The sequence below is a fragment of the Variovorax sp. PBL-H6 genome, from assembly GCF_901827155.1.
Lineage (GTDB): Bacteria > Pseudomonadota > Gammaproteobacteria > Burkholderiales > Burkholderiaceae_C > Variovorax.
The window spans coordinates 1,035,036-1,047,618 of sequence record NZ_LR594659.1; the positions used below are offsets into that span (position 1 = coordinate 1,035,036).

Annotated in this window: 7 protein-coding genes; 1 reads left to right on the top strand and 6 read right to left on the bottom strand. The window is 69.5% G+C overall.

The features are described from left to right. Window positions 1–17: 17 nt before the first annotated feature. The 6 genes from G3W89_RS04980 to G3W89_RS05005 all read right to left on the bottom strand — a co-directional run bounded on the left by G3W89_RS04980 (window position 18) and on the right by G3W89_RS05005 (window position 11,454). Entirely contained in the window at window positions 18–7,379 is a 7,362-nt protein-coding gene (locus G3W89_RS04980; RefSeq protein WP_232076333.1) for a polyketide synthase, read from the bottom strand. Between the two features lie 364 nt (window positions 7,380–7,743). Beyond that, complete coding sequence (locus G3W89_RS04985) at window positions 7,744–8,385, bottom strand: histidine phosphatase family protein (RefSeq protein ID WP_162573059.1); 642 nt, start codon at window positions 8,383–8,385, stop codon at window positions 7,744–7,746. Between the two features lie 31 nt (window positions 8,386–8,416). After that, window positions 8,417–9,058 (bottom strand): DUF4136 domain-containing protein, encoded by a 642-nt coding sequence (locus G3W89_RS04990; protein ID WP_162573060.1) that lies wholly within the window; start codon window positions 9,056–9,058, stop codon window positions 8,417–8,419. Window positions 9,059–9,102: 44 nt separating this feature from the next. Next, entirely contained in the window at window positions 9,103–10,017 is a 915-nt protein-coding gene (ttcA, locus tag G3W89_RS04995; protein ID WP_162573061.1) for a tRNA 2-thiocytidine(32) synthetase TtcA, read from the bottom strand. 140 nt (window positions 10,018–10,157) lie between these two features. Then, window positions 10,158–10,547, bottom strand: a complete 390-nt coding sequence (locus G3W89_RS05000) for a dihydroneopterin aldolase (protein ID WP_162573062.1) — start codon at window positions 10,545–10,547, stop codon at window positions 10,158–10,160. Window positions 10,548–10,662: 115 nt separating this feature from the next. Beyond that, window positions 10,663–11,454, bottom strand: a complete 792-nt coding sequence (locus tag G3W89_RS05005) for an SDR family oxidoreductase (protein ID WP_162573063.1) — start codon at window positions 11,452–11,454, stop codon at window positions 10,663–10,665. A gap of 20 nt (window positions 11,455–11,474) precedes the next feature. On the opposite strand from G3W89_RS05005, the gene G3W89_RS05010 reads away from it, so the two are divergent. Next, window positions 11,475–12,572, top strand: coding sequence for a class I SAM-dependent methyltransferase (locus tag G3W89_RS05010; protein ID WP_162573064.1), 1,098 nt, complete (start codon window positions 11,475–11,477; stop codon window positions 12,570–12,572). Window positions 12,573–12,583: the final 11 nt, after the last annotated feature.

The following is a 12,583-nucleotide window of genomic DNA, read 5'->3' on the forward strand; positions in this document are numbered from 1 at the left end:
CGAAACGGCGGGGCGGCTCATGCTTGGTACTTCGTGAATTTGCCTTGGGCTTTCGGGTCCGGCACGAACCAGGCCGGCTGGCCGTCCTTGTCGCGTCCGAGGCGGGCGTTGGGCGTAGGAGGATGCGCCGGATCGAGCGCCATCCGAGGGGCCGCGCGGCGCGGCAGCAGCTCGGCTTCCTGCATCTCGGCGACCGATTCCTTGAAGGCCGACTTGATGGTCGCGATGTCCTGCTGCGAGTGCGCGGTGGTCATGAAGCAGGGGAAGTTGTCCAGGATGTGCACCCCGCGGCTGCGCATCATCGCGAACAGCAGGTCCTGCAGCGGATGGTCTTCCAGCCAGCTCACGCGCCAGAGCGACGAGAAATAGCGGATCTCCAGCGGCGCACCCACCTCGCGGCAGAAGGCCGTGAGCTCATCGGCCATGGCTGCAGTGTGCAGGTTCAGCTGGGTCTGCAGCTTGTTGTTGTCCTGCTTGAGGTGCTCCAGCGCAGCCTTGGAGGCGGCGAGCGCGAGCGGATGCCGCACGAAGGTGCCCGCGAAGTAGGTCACGCCCACGCTGGGCACCGAGTCGTCGCCGTACTGCCAGGGCCCGCCGTCCAGCGCATCCATGTAGGTGCGCTTGCCGGCGATCACGCCCACGGGCATCCCGCCGCCCAGGACCTTGCCGTAGGTGGCGAGGTCGGCGCGGATGCCGAACAGCGCCTGCGCCCCGCCCAGGTCGCAGCGGAAGCCGGTGATGACCTCGTCGAAGATCAGGCAGGTCTCGGACTTTTCTGTGATGGCACGCACCTCGCGCAGGAACTCGCGCGGCTGGAAGTCGGGCCGGCGGCTCTGCACCGGCTCGACCAGCACCGCGGCCAGGTCGTCGGCATTGGCGCGGATGAATTCGAGCGCCTCGGGCGTGCCGTAGTCCAGCACGCGCACGTCGCCGAACATGCCCTGCAGCACGCCCGGAGCGGCCGACATGCCCTTGGCGCTGCGGCCGGCACGCACCAGCACCTCGTCGAAAGTGCCGTGGTAGGAGCCGGTGAACAGCACCACCGTGCTGCGGCCGGTCACGGTGCGCGCGATGCGCAGCGCCGCCATCACGGCTTCGGAGCCGGTGTTGCACAGGCCTGCGCGGTCGAAGCCGGTGAGCTCGCACAGCAGCCGGGTCACGTCGGCTGCGAGCGGGTGCTGCGGGCCGATCTCGTAACCCAGCTCGAGCTGCTTCTTCACGGCCTCGTTGATGAAGTCCGGCGTCCAGCCGAAGAGGTTCATGCCGAAGCCGTTGAGTGTGTCGACGTACTCGTTGCCGTCGATATCCCACATGCGCGAGCCCTTGGAGCGCTCGATCACGATCTGGTAGGTGATCTCCTTGGTCGCCGGCCGGAAGCCGTTGACCACGCGCGGGTCGGCCATGTGCGAACGGTTGTGCTCGGTGAAGGCCTTGCTCTTTTGCGTGCGCTCCACGTAGCGGCGCATGAAGGCCGCCAGCCGCGCCTTCTGGCGCTCGGTCGGCTCCTTGCTTTGCGTGTGGATGCGTGCGATCGCGCCGAAGGCCTTCTTCACGTCGTACGTCGGCGCCGGAGCCGGCGCCTCGGCAGCCGGCTCGGGGGTGTTGGACGCCGTGGCCGCGGCGGTGGCCATGGGCGTGGGTTGCTCCACCGCCGGCACCGGCAGCACGGGGCTGACCGGTACCGTCGGCGCCGCCGACAGCAATGCGAGTTGCTGTTGCATCAATTGCATCTGTTGCGCGATGACCTGCTGGACCAGGCTGCCGCCGGCCTGCGCGGCGGCAGATACGGGCTGCAGGGCCTGCATTGGCACTGCCATCGTCGGCACCGCTGCCACGGCCTGCTGGGGCGCCACGGCCGCGGGCATGGGCGCGGCGGGCGGCATGGCGGGCGCGGCCTCCGGAGGCAGCGTTGCATCGAGGAATTCGGCCAGCGCATCGAAGCTGCGATAGCTCTCCATCAGCTGGCGGAAGCTCAGGTTGACCTTGAAGGTCTTCTTGACCTGCAGCGCGGCCTGGGTGAGCGTCAGCGAATCCAGCCCGATCTCGACGAACGGTGCGGCTCCGTCGACCTCGGCCATGTCGGCGCCGGAGAGGTTCTCGAACAGCTCCCGCAGGCGTGTGACGAGCGAGGCGCGGCGCGCGGGCGGTGGGGAAATGGCGGCTGCGACGGACATGGGTGTCAACTCCGGAATCGAGAGGGCCTGGGGTCCAGGTTCGGGTATGAAAGAAGAAGCCGGTGCAGGCGCTGCCTGTACCGACGATGCGATGTCGACCCAGAAGCGCTTGCGCTCGAAGGGCGTGGTGGGCAGGCGCACGCGGTGCTTGCGCGCACGACGGTCCAGCGGCGAGAGATCGATCTCCGCTCCTTGCGCCCACAGCCGGCCCGCGGCGAGCCGCCACGCGGCGCATTCGTTCGCAGGCTGGTCGGCCAGCAGCGAGACGGCGGGCGCCGGCTGGGCCTTGCTCGCGTGCTGGCGCACCAGCGTGGCCAGGGTGTTGCGCGGGCCGAGTTCGACGAAGAGCGGATGCGCGAGCTGGGCCAGCACCTCGCGCACCGCGGGCGAGAAGCGCACCGTCTCGCGCAGATGGCGGGCCCAGTAGCGCGGGTCGGTCGCTTCTTCGGCCGTCAGCAGGCGGCCCGTGAGCGTGGAGTAGATCGGCAGGCGTGGCGCCGAGAGGCTGAGCTCGCCCACAAGCGCCTCGAAGGGCGCGACGGCCGGTTCCATCATCGCGGAGTGGAAGGCATGCGAGGTCTGCAGCGCCTTGGCGACGATGCCCTTGGCCTCGAGCGCGGCGCGCAGCTGCTCGATGGCCGCGGCCGGCCCGGCGGCGACCGAGACCGCGGGGCCGTTGTCGGCAGCCAGCGAAATGCCTTCGGGCAGCAGGGGCAGCAGCTCGGCCGCGCCCAGGCGCACCGAGAGCATGATGCCCGCCGGCTGCGCCTGCATCAGCGCGCCGCGGCGCGCGACCAGCCGCGCTGCGTCTTCCAGGCGCATCACGCCGGCCAGCACGGCGGCGGCGAACTCGCCCACGCTATGGCCGATCATCGCGACCGGTTGCACCCCGAGCGACATCAGCTGGCGGGCCAGCGCATATTCGAGCGCGAAGGTGGCCGGCTGCGTCACCGACGTGGGCGAGAGCGCGGCCGGGTCGTCGGAGGCGATGCGCTCGCGCAGATCGAAGTCCACCACGCCTTCGAAGGCCTGCAGGCATTCGTCGAAAGCGGCGCGGAACACCGGCTCGGCGGCGTGCAGCGCCAGGCCCATGCCCGCGTACTGCGCGCCCTGGCCCGGGAACATGAACACCGGCTGCGGCACCCAGGCCGGTGCGGCGGCGCCGGCACGTGCGGGGGAATCAGCAGTCCGCAGGGCGGCCACGGCCTCGTCGATGGACGAGGCCACCACGCAGGCGCGCTGGGCGAAGGCCTTGCGGCCGACGCGCAGGGTGTGCGCGACGTCTGCCAGCGGCAATTCGCGGTGGGCATCGAGATGATCGGCCAGCTGGGCCGCGGCTGTGGCGAGGGCGGCCGGTGAGCGCGCCGACAGCACCAGGAGCTGCGGGCCGGTGGCAGCATCGGAGGGCTCGCGCGGCGGCGCTTCTTCCACGATCACGTGCGCATTGGTGCCGCCCACGCCGAAGGCGCTGACGCCGGCTCGCCGTGGCGCGGCGCCGCGCGGCCAGGGCCGCAGCTGGCTGTTGACGCTGAAGGGCGTGGCGTCGAAGTCGATGGCCGGGTTCGGCGCCTCGTAGTGCAGGCTGGCCGGGATGGCCTCGCAGTGCAGCGCGAGCGCGGTCTTGATCAGCCCCGCCGCGCCGGCGGCGGTGACCATGTGGCCCACATTGCTCTTGAGCGAGCCGATCGTGCAGAAGCCCTTGTCGGAGGTGTGCGCGGCATACGCGCGCGCCAGCCCCTCGACTTCGATCGGGTCGCCCATCGGCGTGGCGGTGCCGTGCGTCTCGACGTAGGAGATGCTGCGCGCTTCCACCCCGGACTGCGCGAGTGCGGCCTCGATCACGGCGGCCTGGCCGTCCACGCTGGGCGCGGTGAAGCTGGCCTTGGCGCCGCCGTCGTTGTTGACCGCCGCGCCGCGCAGCACGGCATAGATCGTGTCGCCGTCGGCGATCGCGTCGGACAGGCGCTTGAGCAGTACCACCGTCGCGCCGTCGCTGAAGACCGTGCCCGTGGCCTTGGCATCGAAGCTGCGCGTGTGGCCGTCAGGCGAGAGCATCGAGCCCTCGTTGTAGAGATACCCGCTCCTCGGCGGGCAGGTGACCGACGCGCCGCCGGCCAGCGCCATGCGGCATTGCCCGGTGCGCAGCGCGTGGAAGGCCTGTGCCACCGCCACCAGCGACGTCGAGCAGGCGGTGTGCACGCTGACGGCCGGGCCGGTCAGGTTGAGCTTGTTCGCCACGCGCGTGGTGATGTAGTCCTTCTCGTTGGCCAGCATCACCTGGAACTCGCCGACCATCTCGACCAGGTCGGGCCGCGTGGACACGTGGCGCTGGAAGTAGCTGGCGTTGTACATGCCGGCGTACACGGCGACCGGGCCCGGCGCCTGGTCGGGCACATAGCCGCCGCGCTCCAGGCATTCCCAGCAGATCTCGAGGAAGACGCGCTGCTGCGGGTCCATCAGCTCGGCTTCCTTCGGATTGATGCCGAAGAAGGCGGCGTCGAAGTTCTCGATGCCATCGAGCACGCCGCGGGCGCGCACGTACAGCGGGTCGGCGCGCAACGCGGCGCTCACGCCGGCATCGAGCGTCGCGTCGTCGAAGAAGCTGATCGACTCCCGCCCGGCCATCAGGTTGTCCCAGAACTGCTCGACATCCGCGGCGCCCGGGAAGCGCCCGGCCATCGCCACGAGGGCGACGGCTTCGCTGTCGGCGCCGGCCGCGTGCCGGGCTGGGGCGCGTTCGGCAGGGGCTGCCACCGCAGCGGGGGTTTCGGCGGCCTGCATGTCGGCTGCCAGCGCTGCGGGCGTGGGCTGGCGGAAGAACAGGTTGGTGCTGAGCCGGCGCGTGCTGCCTTGCTGCAGGTCCTTGAGTACCCGCAGCACCAGCAGCGAATCGCCGCCCAGGTCGAAGAAGTTGTCGTCGCGCCCGACCTGGTCGATGCCGAGTGCGCGGGCGAAGGCCGCGCAGACGCGGCGCTCTGTTTCGTTGCGCGCTTCCGCATAGGGCTGCGCGAGCTCGGGGCGCTGGCGCGCCGGCTCGGGGAGGGCGCGGCGGTCCAGCTTGCCGTTGGTCGTGACGGGCAGCTGCGAGAGCCACACGGCCGCCGAGGGAATCATGGCTTCGGGCAGGCGCTCGGCCAGGTGCTGCCGCAGCGCGTTCCAGGGCAGCTCGGTGTCGCGCGCCACGAGGTAGGCGATCAGGCGCAGGCGGCCGGCCGCGTCCTTCTGCGGCACGACCGCGCAGGACTTGAGGGCGGGGTGGGCCAGCAGCGCGGTCTCGACCTCGCCGGTCTCGATGCGGTGGCCGCGGATCTTCACCTGGCCGTCGATGCGGCCGATGTACTCGATGGTGCCGTCCGGCAGCCATCGGACCTGGTCGCCGGTGCGATAGAGGCGCTCGCCGTCGACAAAGGGATCGCGCACGAAGCGCTCGGCCGTGAGCGCGGGGTTCTGCAGGTAGCCACGCGCCAGGCCGCGCCCGCCGATGCACAGCTCGCCCACCAGGCCCGCGGGCAGCAGCGCCATGGTGGGGCTCAGCACGCGCAGCACGGTCTCGTTGATGGGACGGCCGATCGGCACCGAGCGCGCATCCGCGGGCAACTCGCGCGGAATGCGGTGGGTGGCCGCGAAGGTGGTGCACTCGGTCGGCCCGTAGCCGTTGATCAGCGTGGTGCCGGGAAGCGCGTCGAGTGCGCGCCGCACGTGCGGCACCGACAGCGCCTCGCCGCCGGTCAGCAGCTGCCGCAGGCCGGCCAGCTGCGCCGGGTCGTCGTCGATCACGGCGTTGAACAGGCCCGCGGTCAGCCAGGCAGTCTTGACCTGGTGCCGGTCGATGGTGCGCGCCAGGCCTGCGCCGCTGGGCACCTTTTCGTCGTGCACCACGCAGATGCCGCCGTTGAGGAGCGGGCCCCAGATCTCCAGCGTCGAGGCGTCGAAGCCGAGCGGCGCGGCATGCAGCATGGCCTCGCCGGCCGGCAGCTCGACGTAGTTCGCATCGACCACCAGCCGCAGGATCGAGCGATGGCAGATCTCGATGCCCTTGGGCGTGCCGGTCGAGCCGGAGGTGTACATCACGTAGGCGACGGATTCGCCATTTGCGGTCGCGGCCGCGGGCGCGAAGGGCGGCAGCGCGGCTTCGCTTGCGCCCGTGCCTGGCTCGTCGATCGCCAGCAGCGGCCGCTCCGCGGGCACGAGCGCCTTGTAGGCAGCCTGCGTCAGGACCAGGCCCACATCGGCATGCGCCAGCATGAAGGCGATACGCTCGGCCGGGAAGTCGGGTTGCACCGGCACATAGGCGGCACCGGCCTTCAGGATGCCGAGCAGCGCGACCACGGCGGCGCTCGAGCGGTCGAGCAGCACGCCCACGGTATGGCCGGCGCGCACGCCGCGCGCCTGCAGTCGGCGGGCCAGCGATTCGGCCTGCCGGTCCAGCTCGCGATAGCTCAGCGCACCCGTCTCGCCGATCAGCGCGTCAGCGTCGCCGCGCGCGGCGACCTGGCGCTCGAACAGGGCGTGGACGCTCAGCGCCAGGTCGAAGGGGCCGGGCGGGGCGTTCCAGGTTTCGAGCTGCCGCTGCCGGTCCGAGGCCGGCAGGGTGCGGATCTCGCGCAGGCGTGCCTCGGGGTGATCGAGCAGGTCGGCGGCGGCTTCAGCCACGGCCAGCAGCAGGGCTCCGCTGTCAAGCAGCGCGGAAGCGCCGGTCAACCGCAGCGCCGGCGCCCCCCCGGTCGGTGCCTGGACGCCCAGCTGGAGCATGACCGTGCCGTCGGATTCATGGGCCGCGCCTTCGCGCAACCACCGCGCGAAAACGCGGGACGATGCTTCGACCGGATGGGGGTTGCGGCGGGCGCCGTCGACCTCGGTGATCCACTGCCAGGCGGAGCTGTCGGGATTGCAGTGCAGCGTGAGCCGCGCCGAGGCGCCGGTGCCCAGCGCCTCGTGGAACTCTGGCGTCGGCGTGCCCAGCCAGCGGGATTGCAACAGGAGCCAGGCCGCGGCGAACAGCGTGTCGGGGAGGTAGCCGCCCTGTTGGGCTTCCACGGCCCAGCGCGCCGCGAGCGCCGTCGGGAGGTCGAGGCTGGAGACCTGCACCGCGGCCTGCGCCGCCTTGCCCGAACGAGGAGCGAAGAGGTCGGCGAGCGTCAATGCATCGGTCTCGGCCGAGGAAGGGGGAAGAGGTTCGTGCTCCATGAACTGTTGACTTCGCATTGAACAGGCCCCTTGCTCTTCGTAACCCAGTGTGTGTCGATCTCGCCACGTCGGTTCTGCAACACATGCATCCGCTTCTGCGGTGGTAATTACAAAGCATTCAAACCGCTGCCGGCCGATATTGCTCCGGGAGCGCGCAATGCGCCACTCTTACGAAAGCCATGCCGGTCGCCTATGCCGTTTGGATGCCTTGCAACACTTGACGCATTCGCTTGCGTTCGGCGTGTCAGCCAAAACCTCGGACGGACACGATTCTGCCCGCGTTTTTACAAATTGAATACAAACAGGCTACGATCATGGCCTCGAAATAGGAAAAAACTCATAGAAAAGTTCTATTTCGAGTGCGAAGCACCGCACAGGCGAATCAGACCGTTGCTTCGTCCAGCGTGCCTTGGTCGAGGTGCCCGATATCGCCCCAGCCGACGAGCGCGAAGCCCTGTGGGGTCCAGAGGAGCCGGTTGATGGCGGCATTGCCCAGGTGCCAGGTACGCGGTGCCTGAAGTTCCTGGCGGGTGGCGGCGCGGTAAAGCACGTCCATCACGCCGCCATGCGCGACCAGCACCACCAGCTCGCCCGGATGCCGCTGGGCGAGCTGCCCCGCGATGCCCGTCACCCGCTCCCTGAACGCCAGCAGCGATTCGCCACCGCCCTCGGGCGCGAATGCCGGGTCGCGGGTGCGCCAGAGGCGGGCCTGCTCGGGCAGCGAGGCGTCGATGTCGGCAAAGGTGCGGCCCTCGAAGTGGCCGAAGGCCCGCTCGCGCAGCCCCGGCTCGGGCTGCACCTCGATGCCGCGCGGACGCGCGATCTCGAGGGCGGTCTCCCAGGCGCGCGCCAGGTCGCTGGCATAGATGGCGGCGATCGGCTCATCCACCAGCGCCTGTCCGAGACGCCGGGCCTGCCACAGGCCGGTGTCGTTCAGGCCGATGTCGAGCTGGCCCTGGATGCGGGTGTCGACATTCCAGGCGGTTTCGCCGTGACGCACGGCGATGAGTCGGGTGGCCTCCATTCGGAAGATTCTAGGAGGGGTGCACCGAAGATCAGTTCCTGGTGGTGGGGATCTCGATGTTCACCCGCCGCTCGCCCACGGGCGGATTGGGGAATCCCTGCAGCGCGGCCTGGAACATGACAGGCAGCACCGCGCCGCTCGCGGTGTAGGGGCCGTCGTTGCGGGCGTGCGTTTCGTAGACCACGCGGTGGGAGGGCAGCTCGCGCAGCACGATGCTGACCTCGCGCGCGTACCAGGGGTTGGCCGGCGGCGTGAAGGCTGGCCCGTACCAGCCGCTGCCATACCAGCCGCTGCCATACCAGCCGCGCCCGTACCCGCTCGGGCCGTAGCCCCAGGGCCGGTAGCCTGGGCCCCAGGCGCCCTGGAAGTACCAGGGGTCGGCCCAGGGCGAGAGTTCGGCTGTGACGCGCGCGCCGATCTGCGCCGCGTATTGGGAGCTGGCATCGTCGCGGCGCAGGCCGACGCGCTCGAGCGCGGTGGCGGCCATCGCCTCCAGTTGCTGTTGTCGCGCCTCGCTGGCCTGCTGGGAGGGCAGGCGCTCGAAGCGGTAGGTGGCGCCAGCCGGCAGGGCGCCAAGGCTCGAGAAGCTGCGGACATCGCTGTCGACGACCCAACGGGTGGCGCAGCCCGCGAGGCCGGTGCAAAGCGAGAGGACTGCGAGTGTGTGTTTCATGCAAATCTCCTCGTCCGGCGGAGGCCCCGCGAGAGGCCCCGCCCTCAAAGCTGCACGACGCGCAGGGGCGAAGGCGACGGGAAATCCGGCGGATCGAAGGCCTTGTCGCCTCCTTCATCGGCTACGCCGGTGGTCCTCAGACCCTTGAAGTCGAAGGCCGTTCCGTCCAGCAGATGGGAGGGCACCACGTTCTGCAGCGCGTTGAACATGTTCTCGATGCGCCCAGGATGCTTGCGCTCCCATTCGCGCAGCATCTCGCCGACCTGCTTGCGCTGCAGGTTCTCCTGGCTGCCGCAGAGCGTGCACGGAATGATCGGGAAGGCGCGGTGCTGCGCCCAGCGCACGAGGTCCTTCTCTGCCACGTAGGCCAGCGGCCGGATCACGATGTGCCGGCCGTCGTCGCTCACCAGCTTGGGCGGCATCGACTTGAGCTTGCCGGCGAAGAACATGTTGAGGAAGAAGGTCTGCAGCATGTCGTCGCGGTGATGCCCCAGCGCCACCTTGGTGGCACCCAGCTCGTCGGCCACGCGGTAGAGAATGCCGCGCCGCAGCCGGCTGCACAGGCCGCAGGTGGTCTTGCCCTCCGGAATGACGCGCTTGACGATCGAGTAGGTGTCCTGCTCCTCGATGTGGAAGGGCACGCCCAGCGCCTTCAGGTAGGTAGGCAGCACTTCCTCCGGAAAGCCGGGCTGCTTCTGGTCGAGGTTGACGGCGACGATGTCGAAGTGCACCGGGGCACGGGCGCGCAGCTTGAGCAGGATGTCCAGCAGCGCGTAGCTGTCCTTGCCGCCCGAGACACAGACCATGACCTTGTCGCCCGCCTCGATCATGTTGTAGTCGAAGATGGCGCGGCCGACTTCGCGGCAAAGCCGCTTCTCGAGCTTGTGGGTCTCGCGCTCGATCCTGGGCAGTGTGGCGCGAGGCGGCCCGATTTCAACGTCAGTCCAAAGAGCGCTCATGGTGCAACCCGCTTTCCGATACAGCTAACAAGAAACTGATTCCAGGAACACCGCGGAACTGGCTTTGCCAGGCCGCTGGTGTTGCCCCCGGTGAGGGGGTGGGCGGCTACACGAAGTGAGCCAACCTGGGGGAGAGCCATTCATTTGCTCCTGAATACTTCGACGCCGACGGCGGCGCAGTCGGGATACACGTCGGGCTTGGCTGTGGACACCCGCGCTGCCTGCACCTTCGGATGCAAGAGCACCTGCGTGAGGATGTCGTCGCACAGCGTCTCCTGCAAGTGGATGTGCCCCTTCGACAGGCGAGTGGCGACCGTGCGGCGGATGAAGTCGTAGTCGACCACCTCGTCGAGCTCGTCGGCCTTCGGTGTCGAGACGTCCAGCGGCACGTAGAGATCGACGTTGATGATCACGCGCTGCTCGGCGCGCTTCTCGAACTCGTGCACGCCGATGTTGATCCAGACCTCGTAGTCGCGCAGGAAGAGACGCCGGCAGGTGCTCAGCAGCGGGTCGATGGAGTTTGAGCTCATAAGGAAACCTCCGCGCTGCGCGCTACGGTATTCGACTTGGGAACGGCCCGGCGGCTCAGTGGAGTACCTTCGCCTCCGGCTACGGTGCTATTCGCCTTCGGAGCGGCCGTGCGGCTCATGGCTTGGGTCCTTTCAGCAGCTCGTCGACGACGAACATGATGTCGCGCGGCAGCGGCACCAGGTGCTGGCCGTTGTCCACGTTGAGGGTGCTGCCGGTCACGCTGGGCGTGCCGGCCAGGAAGACGCAGGTGCGCGCGACATCGGCCGGATCGATGGGCCGGCGCAGCAGGTTGGCGCATGCTGCCTGCTGGAAGTTGTCCTCGTCCTGCGGGCCGCTGCGGTAGAGGATGCCCGGCGCCACGCCGCACACGCGCACCGCCGGCGCCAGTGATTGCGCCTGCAGCGCCACCGCGCGCTCCAGTGCGAGCTTGGACACGGTGTAGGAGAAATAGTCGGGGTTCAGGTTGTGGACCTTCTGGTCGAGGATGTGGATTGCGCAGCGGTCAATGCCGTCGCCTGCCGTGGCGCGCTGCGCCAACAGGCGCGCGAAGTCCAGCGGCGCGATCAGGTTGACGCCAATCTGGCGCAGGGCGGTTTCCTCGTCGAAGTCCATGCCAGTGTCGGGCTCGAAGGCCGAGGCGTTGTTGACGATGCACCCGAGAGGGCCCTCGATGCGATCGAGCAGGGCGCGCCGTCCCGCGGCGCTGCCGATGTCTGCCTCGACCGCGGTGGCCCGGTGCCCTTCGCCGCGCAGCCGTCTGCACAGCGCCTCGGCCTCTTCTTGCGAGGCGCGGTACTGGCACCACACCGGCCAGCCCGCGCGCGCAAAGGCTTCGCAGAGCGCGGCGCCGAGCCGTCGGCCGCCGCCGGTCACGAGCACGCCGGGGCTTGGGGTGGATTCGCGCATGCTGATAGATTTCCTGTCTTATGAACGAGGAGCCGGGCGCCGCGCGCGCCAACCCCCTGACCCGGATTATCGACGCCGCCCTGCAGCGCGACGGCGGCTGGCTGTCCTTCGACCGCTTCATGGCCCTGGCCTTGTACGCGCCGGGGCTGGGCTACTACGCCAACGCGAGCCGCAAGTTCGGCCGCATGCCCAACTCGGGCAGTGACTTCGTCACCGCGCCCGAACTCACGCCGCTCTTCGGCCGGACGCTGGCACTGCAGCTGGCCGAAGCGCTGGATCGCACAGGAACCGACGAGATCTGGGAGTTCGGCGCCGGCTCGGGCGCGCTGGCCGCGCAGCTGCTCGGCGCACTGGGCGAACGCGTCGCGCGCTACCGCATCGTCGACCTGTCCGGCAGCTTGCGCGAGCGCCAGCAGCAGGCGCTCGCGCCCTGGGCCGCCAAGGTCGAATGGCTTTCTGAGCTGCCGCAGCGGATGCGTGGCGTCGTGGTGGGCAACGAAGTGCTCGACGCGATGCCCGTCCAGTTGCTGGCGCGCCGTGGTGGGGCGTGGTTCGAGCGCGGCGTGCTCGCGCGGGATGCGGGTTTTGGCTGGGAAGACCGTCCGACCGAACTGCGTCCGCCGGTGGAGATCGCCGGCGCGCACGACTACCTGACCGAGATCCACCCACAGGCCCGCGCCTTCATCCCCACGCTGGCGGAGCGCCTGGAACGGGGCGCCGCCTTCTTCATCGACTATGGCTTTCCCGAGGCCGAGTACTACCACCCGCAGCGGCACATGGGCACCGTGATGTGCCACCGTGGCCATCTGGCCGACACCGATCCGCTGGCCGATGTCGGCGCCAAGGACATCACCGCCCATGTCGATTTCACGGGCATCGCCCTGGCCGGGCAGGACGCCGGCCTCGCGGTATTGGGCTACACCAGCCAGGCGAGATTCCTGCTCAATGCCGGGCTCCTGCCGATGATGGAAGCGGCCTCGCTCGCCGAGCGAACGCTGGCGGCGCGGCTGATCCACGAGCACGAGATGGGCGAGTTGTTCAAGGTGATCGGCTTCGCGGCCGGCGAGGGCTGGGATGCGGTCGGCTTCGCCGAGGGCGACCGCAGCCATACGCTGTGACGTGACATAAG

Excerpts from the sequence above, each read along its gene's own strand:
- G3W89_RS04990 (WP_162573060.1), bottom strand. The coding sequence starts at position 9,058 with ATGAAACACACACTCGCAGTCCTCTCGCTTTGCACCGGCCTCGCGGGC.
- G3W89_RS04980 (WP_232076333.1), bottom strand. The coding sequence starts at position 7,379 with ATGCGAAGTCAACAGTTCATGGAGCACGAACCTCTTCCCCCTTCCTCG.
- G3W89_RS04985 (WP_162573059.1), bottom strand. The coding sequence starts at position 8,385 with ATGGAGGCCACCCGACTCATCGCCGTGCGTCACGGCGAAACCGCCTGG.
- G3W89_RS05010 (WP_162573064.1), top strand. The coding sequence starts at position 11,475 with ATGAACGAGGAGCCGGGCGCCGCGCGCGCCAACCCCCTGACCCGGATT.
- G3W89_RS05000 (WP_162573062.1), bottom strand. The coding sequence starts at position 10,547 with ATGAGCTCAAACTCCATCGACCCGCTGCTGAGCACCTGCCGGCGTCTC.
- ttcA (WP_162573061.1), bottom strand. The coding sequence starts at position 10,017 with ATGAGCGCTCTTTGGACTGACGTTGAAATCGGGCCGCCTCGCGCCACA.
- G3W89_RS05005 (WP_162573063.1), bottom strand. The coding sequence starts at position 11,454 with ATGCGCGAATCCACCCCAAGCCCCGGCGTGCTCGTGACCGGCGGCGGC.